General features: G+C 59.2%; 16 protein-coding genes. 8 read left to right on the plus strand and 8 right to left on the minus strand.

Annotated elements, in window-relative coordinates:
* The first annotated feature begins 44 nt into the window (after window positions 1-44).
* Window positions 45-2,162, plus strand: coding sequence for a DUF2264 domain-containing protein (locus G536_RS28205; protein ID WP_211223339.1), 2,118 nt, complete (start codon window positions 45-47; stop codon window positions 2,160-2,162).
* 357 nt (window positions 2,163-2,519) lie between these two features.
* Here the strand turns inward: G536_RS28205 and G536_RS0115455 are convergent, their stop codons facing one another.
* The 4 genes from G536_RS0115455 to G536_RS0115470 all read right to left on the minus strand — a co-directional run bounded on the left by G536_RS0115455 (window position 2,520) and on the right by G536_RS0115470 (window position 8,522).
* On the minus strand, window positions 2,520-3,122 hold the full coding sequence (locus G536_RS0115455) for a DUF4468 domain-containing protein (RefSeq protein WP_022824513.1): 603 nt from the start codon (window positions 3,120-3,122) through the stop codon (window positions 2,520-2,522).
* 80 nt (window positions 3,123-3,202) lie between these two features.
* A complete protein-coding gene (locus G536_RS0115460; RefSeq protein ID WP_084708645.1) occupies window positions 3,203-4,318 on the minus strand; it encodes a PKD domain-containing protein in 1,116 nt (371 codons plus the stop codon).
* Window positions 4,319-4,405: 87 nt separating this feature from the next.
* Window positions 4,406-7,372 carry a PAS domain-containing protein gene (locus tag G536_RS0115465; protein WP_022824515.1) on the minus strand — a complete coding sequence of 989 codons (2,967 nt, stop codon included), beginning with the start codon at window positions 7,370-7,372 and terminating at the stop codon, window positions 4,406-4,408.
* A 133-nt stretch (window positions 7,373-7,505) separates the two neighbouring features.
* Window positions 7,506-8,522, minus strand: a complete 1,017-nt coding sequence (locus G536_RS0115470) for an SMP-30/gluconolactonase/LRE family protein (protein WP_022824516.1) — start codon at window positions 8,520-8,522, stop codon at window positions 7,506-7,508.
* A 238-nt stretch (window positions 8,523-8,760) separates the two neighbouring features.
* On the opposite strand from G536_RS0115470, the gene G536_RS0115475 reads away from it, so the two are divergent.
* The 5 genes from G536_RS0115475 (at window position 8,761) to G536_RS0115495 (ending at window position 14,842) form a co-directional block, all read left to right on the plus strand.
* The gene (locus tag G536_RS0115475) at window positions 8,761-9,804 is read left to right on the plus strand and encodes an SMP-30/gluconolactonase/LRE family protein (protein WP_245575845.1); all 1,044 of its coding nucleotides are present in this window, start codon (window positions 8,761-8,763) and stop codon (window positions 9,802-9,804) included.
* Between the two features lie 260 nt (window positions 9,805-10,064).
* Window positions 10,065-11,681: a protein adenylyltransferase SelO gene (locus G536_RS0115480; RefSeq protein ID WP_022824518.1), complete on the plus strand. Its 1,617-nt coding sequence runs from the start codon at window positions 10,065-10,067 to the stop codon at window positions 11,679-11,681.
* A 214-nt stretch (window positions 11,682-11,895) separates the two neighbouring features.
* On the plus strand, window positions 11,896-13,482 hold the full coding sequence (locus G536_RS0115485) for an N-acyl-D-amino-acid deacylase family protein (RefSeq protein ID WP_022824519.1): 1,587 nt from the start codon (window positions 11,896-11,898) through the stop codon (window positions 13,480-13,482).
* A gap of 198 nt (window positions 13,483-13,680) precedes the next feature.
* Window positions 13,681-14,478: a HipA family kinase gene (locus G536_RS0115490; protein WP_022824520.1), complete on the plus strand. Its 798-nt coding sequence runs from the start codon at window positions 13,681-13,683 to the stop codon at window positions 14,476-14,478.
* Window positions 14,456-14,842 carry a DUF3037 domain-containing protein gene (locus G536_RS0115495; protein WP_022824521.1) on the plus strand — a complete coding sequence of 129 codons (387 nt, stop codon included), beginning with the start codon at window positions 14,456-14,458 and terminating at the stop codon, window positions 14,840-14,842. The genes G536_RS0115490 and G536_RS0115495 overlap by 23 nt, the downstream gene beginning before the upstream one ends.
* A 139-nt stretch (window positions 14,843-14,981) precedes the next feature.
* Here G536_RS0115495 and G536_RS0115500 read toward each other — a convergent pair whose 3' ends face one another.
* A complete protein-coding gene (locus G536_RS0115500; RefSeq protein WP_022824522.1) occupies window positions 14,982-15,611 on the minus strand; it encodes a chloramphenicol acetyltransferase in 630 nt (209 codons plus the stop codon).
* A gap of 102 nt (window positions 15,612-15,713) precedes the next feature.
* Here G536_RS0115500 and G536_RS0115505 point away from each other — a divergent pair, with 102 nt between their 5' ends.
* Window positions 15,714-16,406: an HAD family hydrolase gene (locus G536_RS0115505; protein WP_026880237.1), complete on the plus strand. Its 693-nt coding sequence runs from the start codon at window positions 15,714-15,716 to the stop codon at window positions 16,404-16,406.
* A 202-nt stretch (window positions 16,407-16,608) separates the two neighbouring features.
* Here G536_RS0115505 and G536_RS28210 read toward each other — a convergent pair whose 3' ends face one another.
* Entirely contained in the window at window positions 16,609-18,843 is a 2,235-nt protein-coding gene (locus G536_RS28210) for a M3 family metallopeptidase (protein ID WP_022824524.1), read from the minus strand.
* A gap of 330 nt (window positions 18,844-19,173) precedes the next feature.
* Between G536_RS28210 and G536_RS0115515 the strand changes: the two genes are divergently transcribed.
* On the plus strand, window positions 19,174-20,493 hold the full coding sequence (locus tag G536_RS0115515) for a leucine-rich repeat-containing protein kinase family protein (RefSeq protein ID WP_022824525.1): 1,320 nt from the start codon (window positions 19,174-19,176) through the stop codon (window positions 20,491-20,493).
* 87 nt (window positions 20,494-20,580) lie between these two features.
* Here the strand turns inward: G536_RS0115515 and G536_RS0115520 are convergent, their stop codons facing one another.
* Window positions 20,581-21,462: a 3-keto-disaccharide hydrolase gene (locus tag G536_RS0115520; RefSeq protein ID WP_022824526.1), complete on the minus strand. Its 882-nt coding sequence runs from the start codon at window positions 21,460-21,462 to the stop codon at window positions 20,581-20,583.
* A 101-nt stretch (window positions 21,463-21,563) separates the two neighbouring features.
* On the minus strand, window positions 21,564-22,793 hold the full coding sequence (locus tag G536_RS0115525; protein WP_022824527.1) for a multidrug effflux MFS transporter: 1,230 nt from the start codon (window positions 22,791-22,793) through the stop codon (window positions 21,564-21,566).
* Window positions 22,794-22,917: the final 124 nt, after the last annotated feature.

A 22,917-nucleotide genomic window follows, 5' to 3' on the forward strand; every position in this document is an offset into this window, starting at 1 on the left:
CCAGCAGCGACTCATTCCTCGCCCTGTTTCCTGCGTACTACCTCGTGCTACTTTCCACCCGCTTTCATTTTGCTTTTCCTAGTTACACTCGTCGTGCCGAGCGTGAGGGCTCCGGTGCGCGCAGTTCAGCTAAGGTGTTGCTGCTAAGTGCTCTGCTGGCTGGTAGCGCGCAGGTGCAAGGGCAACCCACGACGCCGGCTTTCTTCGATACCAAGGTAGCGCCAGCCATTACCAAGCTGCCGCTGTTTGCCGTCACTCAGCCCGACAAAACGCTGAGCCCCTTCACGGGCATGACGCGTAAGCACTGGCAGGAGGCGGCGCAATATCTGCTGCGAGGCGCGTTCAGCTACGTTCGGACCCTCGATGACCCGATGCAGTTTCCGAAGGAGCCCGGCAAAAGCTACCCCCGCGACCCTGGCCAGGTACCCACCGAAAAGCTGGAAGGCTTGTGCCGTACGCTGTTTATGGCCGCGCCACTGCTCAAGGAAAACCCCGCGCTGGAGCTGAACAACGTGAAAGTGGCCGACTACTACCGGCATCAGCTCACCCAACTGGTTAACCCAGCCAGCCCGGCCTACATCAAGCCCCGGGCGGCCAATGGCGGCCCCAGCCAGAACCTAGTGGAGTTTGGTGGGCTGGCCGTAGCGTTATTTGCGGCCCCCGAAATCCTGTGGAACCCGTTGCCAAAGGCCACTAAGGATGCATTGGCAGCCACCATGCTCAGCTACGGCGACGGCCCGACGGTGCCTCAGAACTGGCGCTACTTCAACATCTTCATCCTGAGTTTTTTCAAGAGCCAGGGCTACTCAGTTAATGAAAAGCTGCTGGAAGAGTACCTGCAAAAGCAATTGACGCACTACCGCGGGGCGGGCTGGTATGATGATGCGCCTTCGTTCGACTACTACAGCATGTGGGCGTTTCAGATGTATGGCCGCCTGTGGAGCGAGTACTACGGCCGCCAGCACTACCCCCAGATAGCCCAACAGCTCACCGCCAACTTCGCGCCACTTAAAGACGAGTATCCCCGCATGTTTGGGCGTGATGGCCAGATGATTATGTGGGGCCGCAGCATCACCTACCGGTTTGCGGCGGTGGTGCCCTTCCCACTGATGGGGTTTCAGCCCGACGCGGCCACCAACTTCGGCTGGATGCGGCGCATTGCCTCGGGAGCCATGCTGCAATTCCTGGAAAACCCGGATTTCTTGGAAGACAACGTGCCCACGCTGGGATTCTACGGGTCCTTCGAGCCGGCCGTGCAGCCTTATAGCTGCCGGGGTAGCGTATATTGGATGAGCAAGGCGTTTCTGGGGTTGCTGACCCCAGCCGACAGCCCGTTCTGGACCGCCACCGAAAACGAAGGCCCCTGGGCGAAAGAACTGGCGCCGGGTACAGTGTTCAACAAGTTTCAAGCCGGCCCTAATCTGCTGGTAACCAACTACCCAAACACGGGTGCGGCCGAGCTGCGCACCGCCCCCCACCAGCCCTTCAGCGACCCATACCGCCACGACGAAAACTACAACCGCCTCAGCTACAACAGCGCCTTTCCGTGGCAAGCCGACGGCCCCAACGGGGAGGTGGCTATGAACTACGTGTTCAAAAACAAGCAAAACCAGTGGGAGCCGCTGCGCCTATACACCTTCAAGCGGTTCGAGGACGGCGTGTACTACCGCGACGCAGTGCTGGAAACCAACAAAAACATCAGCCTGCACCTGGCCGATATGCCCTTGCCCAACGGCATCCTGCGCCTCGACCAGAACACCAGCACCGAAGCTGCTGCCGTGCGCCTGGGTCACTACGCATTGCCCAACCTGACGGGTACTGTCAAGCGAACCACTCGCAAAGTGAAAGGCCACGAAGTCCGCATCATCGACAACGGCACTTACCAACTGGCTTTGGTTTCGTTCAGCGGCTGGCAGAGCCTGGAAACGCTAGATACCAACGGCTTGAACCCCGTAAAGCCCGGCAGCACTATTCTCAATGCGGCGGGCAGCGTGGCCCCCAACCAGCCTACATTGTATGGCACGCTCATGCTCTGGAAGAAATCCGGCACCGACTGGACCACCAAAGAGCTGCTGCCGGTGAAAAAGCTAACGCCCACTGGTGCTACGGGTGTGCTAGTAGAAATGACTAATGGCAACAAAAAGACCCTGACATTCAAATAGTTAATTCTTCAATAAAAAATAAACTACGCAACGTGCGGTGTCGGCCGCAGTGTTTAAACCTGGGTTGTTTGCCTGTTGAAATGGGAGGCGAAACGGTGCCAGGTTAGGTGAAAAAGGAAGTGCTGCGCTCCTTCGGGAGTGACGGTCGGAGAGGAGTGGGAACCTTGCCGGCCAGTAGCTGACACCGCACGTTCGTAGTTTTTAGTGCTTGTTGAAAGCCCGTGGGGCCCCAGGAGATATATCTCCTGGGGCCCCACGGGCTTTCAACTATTTTGTATGCAAGTACTGCTATCAGTTAGCCTGATATGTTTTCAAGAAACCGCAGGAAAAAATTTCTCCTCCTAGATAAACCAGACCTTACCAATCTTGGGCAGTGGTGGTGGTGAGGGCGTCGGTCAGGGACTTCACAATTTCCGCCAGCTGCTCCTGCACGGCGGCATCGTAGGGTTTGGCGGGCTTAGTGGGCTGGGTTTTGCCTTTGCGGGCTGCACTAGCTACCGGTGGCCGGCTGGCCGGCGCAGCAGTAGCCGCAACTGGAACCTCCGGCTCAATAACTGCGGCCTGAGTTGTGGTGGTGGTATCTCGCTGATTGGGCAAATCCTGAAGTTGATACCGGTAGCGGCCGTCCTGCGCTTCCAACCTTAGCATAAACCATACGCGGTGGCTGCGGCTCATGTCGGCGGGGCCCCATTTCACGCGGGTCGAGCCTTTACCTATCAAGAAGCCGTTATCGGTGTCGGTGAGCATGAGCGGGTTGCCGGCGTCAATAAATCGGTCGGCAAACCACGCTTTAGCCCGGTCCTGCAAGGCCGCGCGCGATACACCTGGCACCTGCACCACGCCTTCTTTAGTGACTTGTTTGCTGGTGTTGGCGGCGGCCAACGAGCTTTGAGCAGTGGCCTGCTTTGCCTGAACCATACCGCTGCCTACCAGGCAGAGAGAAAGAATGAGGGTTTTCATAGCCCCCAAATCTACAACGGGCAAACGAAAAAGTACATCCTATCTGAATATCCTTCAATAAATGCAGAAACTGATTGACCCTATTTGACGGCCACGTCCCACACTTTGGCCATACGGGCGCTACCGGCTGGGCCATCCACAGTGAGCACCACAATGTACTTGCCGGCCTCTTTGTAGCGGTGTACCGGGCTGGGCTCGGCGGAGGTGGTACCGTCGCCGAAGTCCCAATGCCACTTCTTGATGCTGCCCAGGCTTTCGTCTCGGAACGTCACTTGGCGCTTGGCCATATCGGTTATCAGAAACGACCATTGCGCCGCCAATTTGGGCTGGTATTTAGCTTCCAGCGGCATAAGCGTAAACACAGTGCCAAGGCTGGAGTTACCGTACATCTTGTGCTGTTTCGATAGATTCCAAAAGCCCTTTTTGGTTTCATCTTTCACATCGTCATAATCGATAACGGCCCAGGTTAGCCCGATTTTCTTGAAGTCGTTGAGCACCGATTCTACGGCGCGCGCTGGGCCTTCGGCGCCAGCGTAATCGAAGGGCGTAATCCAGAATTCGGCTGTCAGCTTGCCCGGCTCGCCCGGCTTGAACTGGTAGGAGTAAGCAATATTGGCGTAAGGCAACTGCTTGATCCAGGGCTGGCTGCCCCAGGCCAAGCACCAGTCTTTGCCCACCGCCGGCGTGAAGATGTGGTAGTTCTGGGCGTGTACGCCGTGAAATGCGAAATACCGCTCCATCAGGGGCAACTCCTGGTTGGGGTGTTGCTCGGCAATGAGTGGCCCCCCCGATAAGTCGCCGTCCACTACCAACTCAAACGTGTCGTTGTGTAAGCCCGGCAGTGAAAAATCCCAATAGTTGTCGTAGGCTTCGTAAAGGAAATACAGCCGATTCAGGCCTTTCACCCACGCCACGCGCACCTTCACGTCGAGGTTGGCAGGGTCGGGCGCGGGGTAGTGCTTGGAGTCGTCCCAGAGTTGGTCGGTGCCCACCACGTACTCGCTCGGGAAGCTAGCCCAGTCATCGGCCTGCCCATCGATGCGCGGAATCATATTGGCCGGAAACTGATACACTTTATAGCCCCGGTCTTCCTGCGCAAGGCAAGCCAGTGGCAGTACCAGTAGCACGCTCACAAGCAGGCCAAGCCAACCACGCGCTATACTAATCAGACGGCAGAGAGGGTGCGAAGCAGGCATGTGGGCAGCAGGTAGTTGGTAATAGTAGGCCTCAGGGCAAGGCAAAGAACTTGGAATTTAAGCTGCCGTACCAGAATTTCTGCGCCACTAGCCAACTTGCTCCGCTGCTCCATTACGCTTTGGATAGATGCGAAACGTGGTGCCCACGCCCAGCGTGCTATTTACCTCAATGCGGCCCCCGGCTTGCTGCACAATGCGGTTGACGAGGTACAAGCCCATGCCGGAGCCGCTTACGTGGTCATGAAACCGGCGGAACATTTTGAACAGGTCGTTGCCGTAGCGCGCCAAATCCAGGCCCAGGCCGTTGTCTTGCACCAGCAGCACATGAGTACCGTTGGGTTGTCGCTCGGTGGTTACGCGCACCACCGGCGGTCGGTCAGGGTGGGCGTATTTGAGGGCATTGCTGAGCAGATTGTAGAGGATGCTTTGCAAGTTGAGGCGTGCAAACCGAATGGTAGGCGCCGCACTGAAATCCAGCTGAAACTCGGCGTGTGCGGCTGTTGCCTGGCTCTGAATGCTTTGGATAACACCGTTGGTGAGCGGTAGCAATTCCACGGCTTCGGGCGTAAACTGCTCGTTGCGTCGCTCCACGTGCACCACCTCGGCCAACTCCTGAATGGTACTATGAATTTGATGGAGCGCGCCTTCAAACATCTCAATAAGCTGCTCGGCCTCAGGGTCGTGGAAGGTGGCACTGCGCTTCAGCTCCTCGAACACCCCCGCCAGGTTATTCACCGGCTGCCGCAAATCGTGGGAGGCGGTGTACACAAAATTGTCGAGGTCTTGGTTGATGCGGGTGAGCTGCTCGTTGGTTGCGGCCAGGTCGAGGTTGGCCTGCTGGCTTTGCTGGTTGGCGGCGCGCAGCTCCTTATTGGTGTTGGCGAGTTTCTGGCTGGCTAGGCGCAGCGCATGCTCGGCCATTTTGCGTTCATGAATGTCCACTACTGAGCCCACAAAACCTTCAAACTCGCCGCTACTATTGAACTTGGGCAGGCCGGCATCCACCACCCAGCGGTAAGTGCCAGCCTTGGTTTTCAAGCGAAAAACGGCGCTATAAGGTGTTTGGTTGGCGTTGGCAGCCCGGAAGGCGGCCCCAGCTTGCACCGCCTCGTCGGGGTGGATAGCATCAGTCCAGCCAAAACCCAGGGCCTCTGCTTCCTGCTGGCCAGTGTAATCGTACCATTGTTTGTTGAGATAGAGGCATTGCCCATCAGACACCGTTACCCACAGCATAATGGGCACCCGGTCGGCCATCAGGCGGAAGTACTCTTCGCTCTCTACCAGCTTCTGCTCCAGGTGCTTCTGCTCGTGGACATCCGTGTTGGAGCCAAACCACTTGGTAATTACTCCCTGCTCGTTGCGGAACGGCTGGGCCCGAATCAGAAACCAGCGGAAATTGCCTTCCTGGTCACGCAACCGAGCTTCGGCCTGATACGGCTGACCAGTGCGCAGCGCTTGGTGCCACTGCTGCTGTTGCTGGGGCAGGTCGTCGGGGTGGCAGAACTGCTGCCAGCCTTGGCCGGCCGTCTGCTCGAAGGTGCTGCCCGTGTAGTCATACCACTGCTGGTTGTAGTAGTCCATGTCGCCGCTGGCGGTGCCAGTCCACACCTGATGCGGAATGGCGTTGGTCATGGTTTCGAAGGCGCGGGCCGTGCGCTGCTCTTGTTGGCGGGCTCTAATCTGCTCGGTTACTTCATAAGCAAACACCAGCACGCCGTCAATCTGGCCTTGCGCATCGAAGCGAGCTTGCTGGGTGTAGTTGAAATAAGCTTCTTCCAGTGGGCCGCCAGCGGTGCGGGCAATCGGAATCGGAACGCTCTTTTCCTCGTGGGTAATGCCTGTTTCGTACACCTCATGTAAGGTACGCCAAGCCGGATAGCCCTTGATGGTGGGCATAACTTCCAGCAACGGCTTGCCCAACATCGGGCGCCCCGGAAATATCTGCTGGTAGGCGGGATTGGTTAGCTCGAATACAAAATCGGGGCCATCGAAAATGCAGATAGCCGCCGGTACCTGCATAAAAAACAGCTCTAGGCGCGCCCGTTGCCGCTCCACTTCTTGCTGCGCCAGTGCCTGTGCTTGGGTGCGCCGCTGAACCCGCGCTTCCAACTGCTGGTTGAGCATTTGTAGCTGCTGCTGAGTGCTTATCAGTTCGGCATTATTGGTCAGAAATTCCTCGTTGGCGGCTTGTAATTCCTCGTTGAGTGTAGCTAGCTCTTCGTTGGCTGCCTGCAATTCACTTTCGCTTTGCTCTAGTTGCCTACGGCCCATTACCGATGCCGTAACGTCGAAGGCAAAAACGAGGACGCCTTCCACCTCATTGGTGGCGTTGCGGATAGCCTGGTAAATGAAGTTGAAATAGTAAGCCGTCGGCTGGTCGTTGTTTTCACGGTCCAGATAGGCCACCATTTCGTGCCCGAAGTAGCTTTCACCGGTGCGGTACACTTGGTCGAGCAGCTCAAAGAAAAGCTGTCCTTCCAGTTCGGGTAGCCCTTCCCGGATGGTTTTTCCTACTAATTGCCGCGTGCCTACCAATTGCTGATAGGCATCGTTGGCCAGAGTAACAATGTGCTTTGGGCCTTGCAGCACGGCAATGGCGGCTGGCACCTGCATAAACAAGCTGTGCAGCCAGACTCGTTGGGTGCTGGCATCAGCCAGGGTTCGATGCAGCATCGAGTCGGGTAGGGCAGGTGGCGGCGGGTTGGTTTCGGAGGGGGAGGAAGTAGCAGACAGATTTTCAATGGACTGCATGATGTACCGCAGTCCGTTGCCTTCACCCAGCACGGGCGTAAACGTTAGGTGTTGCCGCTCTAGCAGAAGTGTGGCGGGTTGCCGGGTGCGTCGTACCTGCGCTAGCGCAGTAACTATGTCTTCGGTGGCGGCAGGCCATGCGTCCCAGCCGTTGCCCCCTACAATTTCCGGGAGCGGCAAACCCGCCAGCAGAGTGAAGCCCGCCGAACAATCCAGCACCTTGCCTTGCGGGGCCAGCAGCAAGTGGTTGCCGGGCAGCACCCGAAACACCTGTTGATAATCCGGTAAGGCGGTAGTTGACATAGATAATAGGCTGTTCTGTGCAAAGCTAGGGACACCTTGCCACGCAATAGCGTACTTGCGAAAAACGAGAAAGGTTAACTTTTATACGGGTGCGGTAAGCTCTACTGTAGCTGAATGGTCTGCCAACTTGTAATTAGAAACCCGATACCAGCGTCTTGACCCGGCACAAAAAGCTGCCCGAGGCAATGTAGAGCGTGTGGCCATCGTCGCCGAAAGCGCAGTTAGCCACCACCTCGCCAGTATCAATTGTGCCCAAATGCTGCCCCTGCGCCGACACCACCACGATGCCGCCGAAACCCGAAGCCCACACGTTGCCGTTGCGGTCAGTTCTCAACCCGTCGGGCACCTCCTTGAAGCGGGGGCGCTCTAGCTGGCTCATGTCAAAAAACACGCGGCCTTTGCTTAGTTGGCCGTTCGGCCGCACGTCGTAGGCCATAATAACGGGCTTCAGTGAGTCGGATTGCGACACGTAGAGCGTGCGGTTGTCGGGGCTGAAGGCGAGGCCGTTGGCGGTGGTCAGGTTATTGATTTCCTGGGTGATTTTGCCGTTGGGGGCGAGGCGGTACACGGTGCCGGTGGGTAACTCGCGGCTATTGTCCAGGGCTTGCTGGGGCAGGCCGTAAGGCGGGTCGGTGAAGTAGATGTGACGAGTTTTGGGGTTAATCACTACGTCGTTGGGGCTGTTGTAGCGCTTGCCCTGGAAGTTGTCGGTGAGGGTACGCTTGCCGAATTTGCCGGCGAGTGGGAGTGAGGCCAGCCGCCGGTCGCCGTGGTCACAAATCAGGAGGTTGCCGCGGCCGTCCAGCGCGAGGCCGTTGGAGCCGGGCTCTTTGCCGTAGGGCATGCGGCCGGAGTAGCCGGTGTGTTCCAGAAACTTGCTCAGGCCGCCGGTAGCCTTCCAGCGGTACACGGTGCGGGTAGGCGCGTCGGTGAAAAGCAGCATGCTGCTGTCGGGCACCCACACCGGGCCTTCGGCGTGCCCGATGCCGGCCGCCACAATTTCAATCTGTGCATCAGGAGCCAAGAGCTGGTCGAGGGCCAGTGCCTTCCGAATGATGCGGCCGGTGGTGGTGAAGTGGGTGGTAGGAGATTGGGCCGAGGCAGTGAAAATGCTTGCAAAGGCAAGCAGGCAAAGAAACAGCAGACGCATAACGGGTGGGGTGTGGCTGTAGGGTCTACCCAAGGGCGAGAAGGAAGGTTGCAACTTGAACCGTCAACCCTGACGAAAACGGGCCGTAGGAAGGTAGCGCGAAGCCTGTGCGCGTACCGTTGCACGTCATCGTTGTAAAGGTTTACGTGTCAGCACCGATACGCGCAGTAAAAGCTGTGCGCTACTTACTCCTTACCTGCTCCTTGTGAAATGCCTGCTCTACTTTTTCCTGCTCGCCTTGACCTCACTTACTGCCGCTGCCCAAACCTCGGAAACACCTTTAGAAGAAGTGGCCGAATTCGGGCGGCACCAGCCCATTGGCGTGGCCGTGTCGCAGCAGGGGCGCATCTTCGTCACGTTTCCCAAGCACCCCACCGACTACGATTTTGGCCTGGCTGAAATAGTAAGCGGCAAGCGCCTGCCGTACCCCAACGCCGAGTGGAACCAATGGGACTCAACCCGCGCCGCCAGCCGCTTCGTAAATGTACAGGCCCTGTTCGTGGACCAAACCAACGCCCTGTGGGTGCTCGACCCCGCAAACCCCGGCGACGAAGCCCCGGTTATTGCCGGTATCAAGCTGCTGAAAGTCAACCTGGCCACCAACAAAGTGGAGCGCATCTATCGGTTCGAGGACTTGCCGCGCGAACGGTCGGGCCTCAACGATGTGCGAGTGGATACGCGCAACCAAGTAGCCTACCTCTCCGACCCGAAGCTAGCCGGGCTAGTGGTGCTGGATTTGCGCACTGGCAAAAGCCGCCTCGTGCTGCAAGGCCACAAGTCTACGGCGGCGGCGCCGGGCTTCGTGCTGCGCATTGATGGCAAGGAAGTGAAGGACAAAACCGGCAAACCGTTCAGCAGCAACGTCAACGGCATTGCCCTCACCCACGACTTCCAGTACCTGTACTACCGCGCCATCAACCAAACCAAGCTCTACCGTATTCCTGCCGAAACCCTGCGCAATGCGGCCCTCACGCCCACCGAAGTGGCGACCCGGGTGGAGGAAGTGGGCGAAACGGGCATCTCGCACGGCATGATTGCCGATGCCGCCGGCAACGTCTACCTCACCGATTCGCCCAACCACGCCGTGCGCCGCGTCACGCCCGCCGGCCGCCTCGAAACCGTAGTGAAAGATAACCGCCTACTCTGGCCCGACTCGTTCGGCCTCGGCCCCGACAACTACCTCTACCTCACCGCCGCCCAAATCGAGCGGACCCCCAAGTGGAACAACGGCCAAGACCGAGTGCAGTACCCGTTCCGGCTGTACCGGGTGAAGTTGAAGTAGAAGTGTAGAATAGCGCACGTCAGCCAAAAAACTGTCATAAAGCATGTCATGCAGAGCGCAGCGAAGCATCTCGCGTGGTGCCGTTGGGTTTACTCATGCAATGTCAGGACGCGAGATGCTTCGCTGCGCTCTGCATGACGTGCTTTCTATTTCCTATCCTTGCTTTAGAACCTGAACAGGAACTGCTTTTGCCGATAATGCGCTGAACTGACTCGGCCTACCACCGGTTTAATAGCTCTGTACATTCAAATTGCTTGCTTATGTCGTCCACGACCCTATCTATAGCACCTGTCGATCAGGTCACGTTTCATAATTCCCTGGTAGACGAGCTGCACGGCGAAGTAGCGCCCAACAAGCTGCCGCGCCAGGTACCCGGCTACCACTATTCCCGCATCGACCCAACGCCCGTGCACGACCCGCACCTGCTGGCCTGGGCCGACGACCTGGCCGCTTACCTAGGCCTGAGCCGCCCACCGGAGCGCGGGCCGGCCGTGGATGCGCTAGCCGGCAACCTCGTGACGGAAACGATGAAGCCGTTTGCGGCCCGTTACGGCGGCCACCAGTTCGGTAATTGGGCCGGGCAGTTGGGCGATGGGCGCGCTATTTCATTAGGCGAAGTGCAAGCCACCGACGGCACCAACTGGGAAATCCAGCTGAAAGGAGCGGGGCCTACGCCGTACTCACGCCGGGCCGATGGTCGGGCCGTGTTGCGGTCCTCGTTGCGGGAGTTTCTGTGCTCGGAAGCCATGCACTACCTGGGCGTGCCCACCACCCGGGCCTTGAGTCTGGTAGCCACCGGCGACGAAGTGGTGCGGGACATGTTCTACAACGGCAACGCCCGGCCCGAGCCCGGCGCCATTGTGGCGCGCGTAGCCCCCACGTTTGTTCGGTTCGGCAGCTTCCAGATCCTGACTTCCCTCGGCGAAATCGATAACCTCCGCACCCTCGCCGACTACGTAATCCGGCATTATTACCCGGAGCTAGGCGAGCCGGGGCCGGAGGTGTATTTGCGCTGGTTCGAGGAAGTAAGCCGCCGCACGGCCGTGATGGTGGCGCATTGGATGAGCGTAGGCTTCGTGCATGGCGTGATGAACACCGACAACATGTCCATCCTGGGCCTCACCATCGACTACGGCCCCTACGGCTGGCTGGAACCCTACGACCCCGACTGGACCCCCAACACCACCGACTTCGGCAGCCGCCGCTACGCCTTCGGGCAGCAAATTAATGTGGCTCTCTGGAACCTGTTCCAACTGGCCCGGACCCTCACGCCGCTTATCACCACCAACGTGCAGGAGCTGAACAAGGGCCTGGACGTGTACCGCACCACCTTGGCCGAAACCCAGCACCAGATGATGCTGGCCAAGCTGGGCCTGACAAGCGGCAACTCCGAAGAAGACCGCGCCCTCATCGACAGCCTGACCGATGCCCTGGCCGAAACTCAGGTGGATATGACGATATTCTTCCGTCAGCTTTCGCACGCTGCGTATTGTCTGCTGAGTTCCACTGACCAACCCGCGCAGCCGTTGTTCGACGAGCTGTGGAGCGCAGCTTCCTATCCTGAATTGGGCACCGAGCAGGAGGCCTTGCAGCACTGGTTCGGCCGCTACGCCACCCGCCTCCGCCAGGAAACCGCCAGCGCCGAAGCGGTGCGAGAAGGCATGCTTAGCGTGAACCCGAAGTACGTGCTGCGCAACTACCTCGCCCAGCAAGCCATTGAAGCCGCCGAAGCCGGTGACCTATCAGTGCTGAACCGACTGATGGACGTACTGAAAACTCCTTACGCCGAGCAGCCCGAGCACGACGACCTGGCAGCCAAGCGTCCCGCCTGGGCGAGTGACAAGCCCGGTTGCGCCACGCTTTCGTGCAGCTCGTAATGGTGGTGAGTGCCGTAAGGTCTTGTGAGGCTTTGTGTAATTTGTAATTGCCCGTCATGCAGAGCGCAGCGAAGCATCTCGCGTGCTGATAGTGGAGTAGTAATCCATTGTCAGTATGCAAGATGCTTCGCTGCGCTCTGCATGTCAAATGGCTTGGCACTGGATTTTATTAGAGGGCGTTTATCTTCCAGCCAAATACCTATTACTCCCAGCTATGTGGCGCGCAATTCTACTGTTCCTAACCGTCGCGCTGCTTTCCAATCCTGCCCTGGCCCAGCAGCCCCGCGCCGACCTGCTGATCCGCAACGGCCGGGTGCTGGATGGAACTGGCAACGCCTGGTTTTACGCCGATGTAGCCGTGCAGGCCGGTAAAATCCTTGCCGTGGGAAGGCTGCCTAAAGACTACCCCGCCGATACTGTGCTCAATGCCCGTGGCCTTATAGTAGCGCCCGGCTTCATCGACGTGCATACCCACATCGAAGACGATGAAGTCAAGCAGCCTACCGCCGATAACTTCATCTACGACGGCGTAACCACGGTTATTACCGGCAACTGCGGCTCCTCCCGGCCCGATTTGCGCCGCTACTTCGCCTTCCTCGATAGTCTGCACTTATCGGTAAATGTGGCCTCGCTGGTGGGCCACGGCACCGTACGCAAGGCGGTGATGGGCCGCGCCAACCGCATGCCTACGGAAGCAGAGCTAGGCCAGATGGAAACGCTGGTGGAGCAAGCCATGCAGGCCGGGGCCGTGGGGATGTCGTCGGGGCTGATTTACGTGCCTGGCACCTACACCCGCACGCCCGAGCTGGTGCGCTTGGCACGGGTGGCGGCGCGCTACCAAGGCCTCTACGCCACCCACATGCGCAACGAGAGCGACAGTGTGCGGCAGGCCATTCAGGAGGCCTTGTTGGTCGGGCGGGAAGCCGGCTTGCCCGTGGAAATTTCGCACCTCAAGCTGGGCGGCCAGGCCAACTGGGGACACGCCGCCGACCTGCTGAACCTGATAGAAACTGCCCGCCAAAACGGCCAGGAAGTCACCATCGACCAGTACCCCTACACCGCTAGCTCCACGTCCCTCAGCACCCTGCTCCCCGACAACGTGCAAGCCGACGGCCGCGACTCGTTGCGGGTTCGGCTGGCCCGCCCGGCGGTGCGCAAGGCAGTGGAAACTTTTCTGGTGGCGCGCCTGCGCAAGCGGAAACTGCGCCACTTCAGCTACGCCGTAGTCGCCAGCTTCCCACCCGACCCGAGCTACAACGGCCTCAGCATCGAAGCCATCAACCAGCGTCGGGGGCGTCCGCACAACGCCCGCGCCGAAGCCGCTACCATCCTGGATTTGGTGTTGCAGCACGATGCCGGCATGGTGTTCCATGGCATGAGCGAGCCTGACGTGCAGCAGATTATGCGCTACCCCTTCAACATGGTGGCTTCCGACGCCAGCATCCGGGTGTGGCAGGAGGGCGTGCCGCACCCGCGCGGCTACGGTTCCAATGCACGCGTGCTGGGCCACTACGTGCGGGAGCTGCACGTTATCAGCCTCGAAGAAGCGGTGCGCCGCATGACCTCACTGCCTGCCCAAACCTTCGGCCTCACCGACCGGGGCCTGCTGCGCCCCGGCCTCGCCGCCGACCTCGTCGTATTCGACCCCAAGGAAGTAGCCGAGCGGTCCACCTTCACCCAGCCGCACCAGTACAGCGTGGGCATGCGCTACGTGTTGGTCAACGGCCAACTTACCGTGCGCAACGGCCAACACACCAAGCGCCGCGCCGGCCAGGTGCTCTACGGGCCAGGCCGCCGGTAATAAGGAACTGCCACTACCGGTCATGCAGAGGCGCAGCCGAAGCATCTCGCTCGAATTCTTGTGTTTGCTTATGCAATGTCAGCACGCGAGATGCTTCGGCTACGCCTCTGCATGACCGTCCTTTTATGAGGAACGAGCAGTTTTGTAGTTACTGAGCCATTAACAGGCGTAAGAAAAATAAATGTTGAATTTCGCGCTATGAACTATAGTCCACCTGAGCTGCGCACCGTGGAGGTGACGCGGTATGTGAAACCGTTGCGTGAGGGCGGCTCGTTGCCGGGGCTGGTAGAGGCCGAGGATGGTTTTCTGTACGTGCTCAAATTTCGGGGTGCCGGGCAAGGTGCCAAGGCCCTAATTGCCGAGCTGCTGGCCGGCGAACTGGCGCGAGCATTGGGCCTCCGGATACCGGAAATCGTGTTTATCACCCTCGATGAAGCCTTCGGCCGTACCGAGCCCGACGAAGAAATCCAGGATTTGTTGCGAGCCAGTGAAGGCCTGAATCTGGCGCTGCATTACCTGTCCGGCGCCATTACCTTCGATGCGTTAGTTACCACCGTCGAGCCCCGGCTGGCCTCGCAAATCGTGTGGCTGGACTGCCTGATTACCAACGTAGACCGCACGGCGCGCAACACCAACATGCTGATGTGGCACAAGGAACTGTGGCTGATTGACCACGGCGCGGCCTTCTATTTCCACCACGCCTGGCCCGATGTGGCCGAGCAGGCCCGGCGCCCGTTTGCGCAGGTAAAGGACCATGTGTTGCTGCCCCAAGCCAGTGAATTGGCCACTGTAGATGCCGAATACCGCGCCATCCTCACGCCGGCGCGCATCCGGGAAATCGTGGCCCTGATTCCCGATGAGTGGCTGACCGGCGACTCACCTTTTGCCACGGCCGAAGAGCATCGGCAGGTGTACGTTCAGTTTCTAGAGACCCGTCTTGCGGCGTCTGAAATCTTTGTTAATGCCGCGCAGGATGCCAGAAAAGCACTTATTTGAGTATGCCGTGATTCGCGTCATGCCCAAGGTAGAGCGCGAAGAGTTTCTGAACGTCGGCGTCATTTTGTACTGCGCCAGCAAGGGGTTCCTGCAAACGAAGTTCGAGCTAAACGCCGCGCGTTTACAAGTCTTCGCCCCCGGCCTGGACCTGCTGGAACTGCACGAGCGGCTGCGGGCCTTCGAGCGGATTTGCGCCGGCCGCAAAGAGGGCGGCACCATTGGCCAACTGCCCGTGGCTTCCCGTTTCCGCTGGCTAACCGCCACCCGCAGCACCGTCGTGCAAACCTCCCCCGTACACCCCGGCCTCTGCCAGGACCCCACTGACACCCTGGACCGGCTGTATATGGAACTGGTTTGCTGTTAGCAAACCAATACTAGACCGTCATGCAGAGCGCAGCGAAGCATCTCGCTCGAATCGTTAAATTCAGTTTGGCAACGTCAGCAGGCGAGATGCTTCGGCTGCGCCTCTGCATGACGGTCAGTTGAGTTGATATTATGCTCTGTTACCCGTTAAGTCGGCGCTGGAAGGCCTGCAGAAACAAGCCCACGTGATACCCGTCGCCGAGGCCGTGGTGCAGGTTGACGGATACCGGCATGCGCAGGGTGGCGCCGTCTTGGTAGGTTTGGCCGACTGAAATCTTGGGAGAGCTATCCGGGTGCTGGAAGCTGCGGGCGTGGGTGAGGCCGGTGAAGCGCACCCACGGAATAGCCGAGAAATGGATGACATCGGGCCGGCCAGTTTGGTCGTTGAGGCGCAGGCCGGTGGCTTGCTGCACCGCCTCGATTTCCGCGTTGGCCCCAGCTATAAAATCGGGTAGGTTATCCTGCTGTTCGATGAAGGAGAAGCTGAAGGTGTGGTCGGGGCGGCCGATGGTGGCGGAGGCGTGAATCCGGTCGTAGAGGAACACTTGGCCCTGCTCGATGCGGTAGCGGAACGCCTCCACCTCGTTGGCGGCTTGCAGCGCGCAGTGCAGGTAATACAGGAAAAACGAGACGCCCAGCCGCTTGGATTCCGCCTGAGCCTTAGTGCAATCCACCTCGGTTACCAAACCAAAAAACGGCTCGTCGAAGGCGGAAAAGAAGGTAAAATGCTCCTGGCGGGGCCACGTCGTAAGGTCGATTTGCTGTTTCATGGAACGCAAGTTCGGTAACTTTGCTGGCTCTGTTTCGTGTGCGCGCAGCAGCCGTTGCCAACTGGCGCCGCTGCGTGCGCCCTGATTTCGCCTACACAGCATATGCCCACTCCCCAGCTCATTGCCTTCGACGCCGACGATACGCTCTGGCCCAATCAACCCCACTTCGACCAGGCCGAAGCCGACCTTTCCGAGTTGCTCAGCCACTACGCCGATGCCGAAACGCTGTCGGCGGCGTTCAACCAGACGCACCGCCAGAACATGCACTTGTTCGGCTACGGGGCCAAATCGTTCATGCTGTGCATGATTGAAACCGTGATTCAGCTGACCGATGGCCGCGTGACGGGCACCGAAATCCAGCAAATCCTCGACTGCGGCAAGCGCCTGCTCAGCTTCACCATCGAGCCACTGCCGCACGTGGAAGCAGTGCTCAGCGAGCTGAAAGACCGTGGCGTGCCCCTGATGCTGCTCACCAAAGGCGACCTGTTCGACCAGGAAAGCAAACTGGCGCGCTCCGGCCTCGGTGACTATTTCGAGTACGTGGAAATTGTGAGCGAGAAAAACGAAGCCGCCTACCGCCGCATCCTGGCCCGCTACCAAGTGCCCCCCGAAGCGTTTGTGATGATTGGCAACTCGCTGAAATCCGACATTCTGCCCGTGGCCAAGCTGGGCGCCCAAGCCATCCACGTCCCGTTCTACACCACCTGGATTTACGAGCAAGTACCCGAAGAAGAACTGGCCGGCGTGTCGTTTCACCAAGTGGCCTCGCTGAATGAGGTGCTGCGATACTTGTAAGAAGTATATCAATACCATAAACGGTCATGCAGAGGCGCAGCCGAAGCATCTCGCTCAAATCGTTTAAGTAGTAACCTATCATCAGCACGCGAGATGCTTCGGCTCCGCCTCTGCATGACGGTCTAACACTTTAAAACAAGAGCAGCCTCGATTACGGAGGCTGCTCTTGTTTTAAAGGTAATTGGCTACTCGAACGTAGCGCTTAGCTTTTCTTGCTGGCCGGCTTCTTAACCGGCGGTTTGGTGGCCTTTGCACCTGGCATTGGGAAGCCCCGCTCGCGCATCAACGCGTCGATTTTCGGGTCGCGGCCGCGGAAGCTGCGGTAGGCGTCGGCGGGGTCCACGGTGTTGCCGACCGAGAAGATGTACTTGGTCAGGCGCTGGCCCACGGCTTTGTCGTAAGGGCCGCCGGCTTCGGTGAAGGCGCCGTACGCATCAGAAGCCAGCACCACCGACCACAGGTAGCTGTAGTAGCCAGCCGAGTAGCCATCAGACGAGAAAACGTGGCTGAACTGCGGCGTGCGGTGGCGCATTACAATCTCGCTCGGCATGCCTAGCTGGGCTAGCGTTTCGCGCTCGAATTTGTCGGCGTCAATCTTCTGGTCGCCGGCCAGGTGCAGCTTCATGTCGATGAGGGCACTGGCCAGAAACTCGGTGGTCTCGAAGCCTTGATTAAAGGTGGATGCCTTTTCGATGCGGTCGACGAGGGCTTGCGGAATGGGCTTGCCGGTTTGGTAGTGCAAGGCAAAGCGCTGCAACACCTGCGGCGTGGGCAGCCAGTTTTCCAGCACCTGCGACGGGAATTCCACGTAGTCGCGCACCACGCTGGTGCCCGAGAGGGTGGGGTAGGTCACGTTGGACGAGAGGCCGTGCAGGGCGTGGCCGAACTCGTGGAACAAGGTGGTGGCATCGGTCCAGGAAATCAGGGTGGGGGCACCGTCTTTGCCTTTCACGAAGTTGGAGTTGTTGGATACAATGGTCGTGACTTCCTTGCCGCCCATGCGTTCCTGGTTGCGGTAGGCGTTCATCCAGGCGCCGGAGCGTTTGCCGGGCCGCGCGTACGGGTCGAAATACCACAGGCCCACGTGCTTGCCGCTGGTTTTGTCTTTCACCTCCCACACCTTCACGTCGGGATGGTACACGGGCACATCGGTCACGGGCACGAAGGTGAAGTTGAACAGCTCGCCGGCCACCCAGAACATGCCTTCGCGCATTTTGTCGAGCTGCAAATACTGCTGCACCTCGTTCTGGTCGAGGTCGTAGCGGGCTTTGCGCACTTTTTCGGCGTAGTAGCGGTAGTCCCAGGGCTCAATTTTGAAGTCGGCAGGCGCGCCTTCCTTTTTGGCCAGGGCCTGCATGTCGGCCACTTCCTCTTTCACGCGGGCCACGGCCGGCGCCCACACCTGCTCCATGAGCTGCATGGCGGCTTCGGGCGTTTTGGCCATGGTGTTGTCGAGGCGCAAATGGGCGTGGGTTTTGTAGCCCAGCAGCTTGGCCCGCTCGGCGCGCAGTTGCAGAATCTCGGTAATCAGGGCGTTGTTGTCGTGGGCGCCGCCGTTGTCGCCGCGGTTGTAGAACATGCGCCACGCCTTCTCGCGCAGGTTGCGCTGGTCGGAGTAGGTCAGGAACGGCTCGATGCTGGAGCGGGTGTTGGTGATGACGCCGGGCGCCGTAATCTTGCGAGTAGTGGCCGCGCTGGCCGCATCGTCGCGCAGCCCGGCCGATAAGCCGCCGAGGTCGGCGGACGTTTTCAGCACCAGCACCGAGTCGGTTTCATCGGCCAACACGTTCTGGCTGAACTTGGTGAACAGGCCCGCCAGCTGCTGATTGATGGCCGACAGGCGCTTTTTGGCGGTGGCATCAAGCTTGGCCCCGGCCCGCACGAAAGCGTTGTAGCGCACGTAGGTGAGGCGCTGTTGCTCAGGCGTCAGCTTCTGCTTATCGGGCGAGTTGTACACCGTTTCGATGCGCTTGAACAAGGCGGTGTTCTGGGTTATCTGGTCGCCGAAGGCCGCCATGCGCGGGGCCATTTCACGCTGGATGGCCTGCATCTCGGGGCTGCTCAATGAGCCTGACCAGATGCCATACACGGTCTGGACCTGCTCCAGCGTGTTGCCGGCCCGTTCCAGGGCGGCAATGGTGTTCTCGAAGGTGGCAGGCTGCGGGTTGCTGGCAATGGCCTGAATTTCCTTCAGGTTCTCAGCCATAGCCGCTTCCAAAGCTGGCTTGAACTGGTTGACCTGCACCTTGTCGAAGGCCGGAAAGCCGCCGTACGGGCCGGCCCAAGGGGCAAGGAGGGGATTGGCAGGAGTGGCTATGGTGGTGCCAGGGGCCGCTTGGGCCAGGCTGGACGTGGGATTCATGTAGGCAGTGAAGCTAAGCGTGAGCAGGGTAGAGGCCAGAAACGTTCGGCCAGCAGCAGGAGAAAAGTAAGCCATGCACAAAGGAAAATGAGACAAATGCAAACATGAAGATAACAGCCTGCGTGGTTTTCGTTGGACTGAGGACTGGGGGTGGGGGCCACAGCTGGCTGCTCTTTCAGACTGTAGACTTGCTCCTAAATGCAAATTCGTGTAAAAAAGAACGTCATGCTGAGCTTGTCGAAGCATCTCGCGGGCTGACACTGGATTACTAACTCAATGTCAGCCCGTGAGATGCTTCGACAAGCTCAGCATGACACAAGTTTTCTTCGACTCTTAATTATTCAGGAACAAGTCTTATAGATATACAACCGCCTCTTTCGGCGTTGCCGCGCCTACCTTTGCCGCATGCACACGCTTAACCAACTCCGCACCGGGCAACTGGCCGGCATCCAACGCCTCGACTTATCCTGCGGCCTGACCGAGTTTCCCCTGGAAATCTTCGACCTAGCTGATTCGCTGGAAGTCCTTAACCTGTCGGGCAACGCGCTTTCCGCCTTGCCCGCCGATTTGCCCCGGTTGCACAAGCTGCGCGTGCTGTTCTGCTCCGACAACCACTTTACTGCCGTGCCCGAGGTGCTCGGCCAATGCCCGCAACTGAGCATGGTAGGCTTCAAGGCCAACCAGATTCACACGCTGCCGGCCGCTGCCTTATCGCCGGCCCTGCGCTGGCTGATTCTCACCGACAACCAGTTGAGCGAAGTGCCCGCTGAGCTAGGTAACTGCGCGCAGATGCAGAAGCTGATGCTGGCCGGCAACCAGCTCCGCCACCTGCCCGAAACCCTGGCCAACTGCACCAAGCTGGAACTGCTGCGCATTGCCGATAACCAGCTCACCGAACTGCCCGCGTGGCTGCTGACCATGCCGCGGCTGGCGTGGCTGGCGTACGCCGGCAACCTGTTCAGCGACCCCGACGAAGTGGCCGCCGTAGCCGCTACGCCCGCCCGTACCATTGCCTGGGACCAGCTAACCGTGCAGCAGCAATTGGGCGAAGGCGCCTCGGGCGTGATTTACCGGGCGCAGTGGGAGCGGCCCGACGCGCCGGCGTTGCCAGTAGCCGTGAAGCTGTTCAAAGGCGCCCGCACCAGCGACGGACTGCCCGCCAGCGAAATGGCAGCCTGCCTCAGCGCCGGCCAGCATCCCAACCTGATTGGGGTAGAAGGCCGCATCAGCGGGCACCCAACCGGGGCGGAAGGGCTGGTACTGGACCTAATCGCGCCGGAGTTTGGCAACTTGGCCGGTCCGCCCAGCCTCGCCTCCTGCACCCGCGACGTATACGCGGCTACCACCAGTTTTTCGCTGGATGTGGTACTGCGCATTGCCCGCAGCATGGCCAGCGTAGCGCAGCACCTGCACGCCCACCGCATCATGCACGGCGACCTGTACGCCCACAACATCCTTTATACCACCACCGGCGAGTGCCTGCTCGGCGACTTCGGGGCCGCCTGTTTCTTCAACCCCGACGACCCAGAAACCGCCTTGGCTCTGCAACGCCTGGAAGTACGCGCCTTTGCCTGCCTACTCGACGACCTACTGATGCACTGCGCCGCGCCCACTACTTCGGCTACCGTACAAGCGCTCCGCAACTTGCAGCAACAGTGCGAACAGCCGGTAGTAGCCAAGCGGCCGTTGTTTAGCGAGATTCTGAAGGTGCTAGCCAGCTTGTAGTAACGCCGGCTTCGGTTTATATTGATAGTAGGTAAAATGAACGTCATGCAGAGGCGGCGCCGAAGCATCTCGCGTGCTGATGTCGGTCTACTTGAAATACTGCGCGTATTCGGTTGGCATGCTATCAATAGGCTTGATTAGGATGCCTTTGTAGAACACTTCGGCGGCCTCGCTTTGAAGCTGAATTTTGCCGTGCGTGAGGGGCTGCGGCTGGCCGTTGACCACGTAGCGCGAGTTGTCTACGGCCAGAACCACGTGGCCGTTCACGATGTGCACGCTTTTGCCGTTCACGTTGATGAGCTCCAACTCGTTCCATTGGCCGTTGGGCACCTCATAGTTGGCGGTGGCTTGGCAGAAATTTGCGCCGCCGTTGCCCATTTTCACCGGAGTGGCTTTGGGGTCGTACTTGAAAGCTGCTTGCCCTGGCGCTTTGGTTGCCCGGATATCGGCCGAGGAATTGGCGATGCACCAGAAGTCGCCCATAGCATTGCCGGCGGCGTATTCCGACACCTGAAACTCCTGGCTGAGCATCCAGCTGCGCCAGTAGTCTACCCCGGCCTCGCCCTGGCTGTTGTAGAGGATGCCGCTGTCGAGGGGCTCGTTTAGGCGGGGTATCCACTTTTTAGTGCCCCACTTCACTTTCAGCTTGAGGCGGTAGTTGCTGTAGTCTTGTTTGGTGAACGCGCAGCCGTATATCTCGCCGCTGATGCGCAGCACTGGCTCGCCGTCCTGCATGACCACCGAAAACACATTCGCCTCGTTTTTATCGTAGCCGATGGGGGCCAGGGGCTTGCCTTGGGCGTCGGTGGGTTGTTGGCCTTTGTAGCCGTCGAGGTGGCGGTAGCTTTCGTAGTTGCGCCACTTACTCAGGGTTTTATCGAGCAGCGGCTCCCAGCCGTCGGGGGCTTTAGACGAGGTGGAAGAGAACAGCAGCGTGGTAGCTAGCGCCAGCAGAGTAACGGTTTTCATAGAAAAAGAGTGCGTAGGAAACCAAAGCTACTGATTTCACAATACCGCGCCGCCACCGTTGCCGTTTGCCCACTCAACGCTCCTGTTTTACTGACTGCCGGCTAATGTACCGGCTCGGCGAGCTGGCCGACCGGCACGTCTACTTGCTCCTTGATGGTCTGGCGGCCCAGCACTAAAATCAGCAACGCTAGTACTGAGGTGGCCGTCATAATGGCTACCATCGGTACGGCGGTGTGGTTGCTGAACACGCTCACGCCCATGGAAGCCAGGGCGCCCATGCTCATCCGGATAGCGCCTAGTAGCGCCGAGGCGCTACCCGCGTTGCGCGTGAACGGGGCCAACGATAGGGCCGAAGTGTTGGGGCTGCTGAACCCCAGGCAGCACAGAAACACGAACAGCAGCGCAATGGTCCCGCCGAGGCCAATCCAGCCGTTGAAGGTGAGCAGCAAAAATACCAGCGCCGTGAGTACCTGGCAGACCAGCGCCCAAAACACCAGCTGCTCACTCTGGAAACGCTGTAATAAGTAGCTGTTCACTTGGCTGGAACCGATGAGTCCAATAGATAGGAAGGCGAAAATCCAGCCGTAGGTTTTGGTGCTCACCTTGAAGATGTCCATGAACACCAGCGGCGAATCGGCCACGTAGGCGAACAGGCCGCAGAAGGCCATGGCGCCCGCAAACGTGTAGGTGTAGAACTGCGGCTCGCGCAGCACCGACCAGAAATTGGTGAGAATCGGGAGCGGCTTGAGCGACAGGGAGGTGTCGGGCGTGTAGGTGTCGGGCAGCCAGAGCACGCAGGCAACCAGCATGAGGGCACCCATTACACCCAAGGTCAGGAACACGCTCGGCCAGCCGAAAGCTTCCGTGAAGTAGCTGCCCACTGTGGGAGCCACCATGGGGGAAAGGCCAACTACCAGCATCAGGAGGGCAAACACCTTGGCGCTGTCTTTCACCGGAAACAGGTCGCGTACCATGGCCACCGAGGCCACGCCCGCCGCGCAGCTACCAACGGCCTGCACGAAGCGGAGCGCAATCAATCCATCAATAGTGTGAATGGCGGCGCAGCCCGCGGAGGCGGCTATATACAGCACCAGTCCGGCATACAGCGGCTTTTTGCGGCCGAACCGGTCTAATAGAGGACCATACAGGAGCTGGCCTGCGGAAATTCCGATGAAGAAACTCGACAGGGAAAGCGCCACTTTGGCCGCCGTCGTGTTCAGGTCTTTGGCAATGGCCGGAAAGCCCGGCAGGTACATATCAATGGAAAACGGGCCGAGCGCCGTGAGGCTGCCCAGAATGAGGATTAGGAAAAAGTACTTCTGCTTGGACATGGAGTTAACTGAAAACCTAGCTTTTGCCAGGGACACAAGCGCCTTAAGGCACTGAAAAAAACGATACAAGGTGCCACCCAGCCACTGCCCGAAAAACAGGCAGCATAGAAGTAGCTGGCAATGA

Origin of the sequence: Hymenobacter norwichensis DSM 15439 (genome assembly GCF_000420705.1) — a bacterium.
GTDB classification, from domain to species: domain Bacteria; phylum Bacteroidota; class Bacteroidia; order Cytophagales; family Hymenobacteraceae; genus Hymenobacter; species Hymenobacter norwichensis.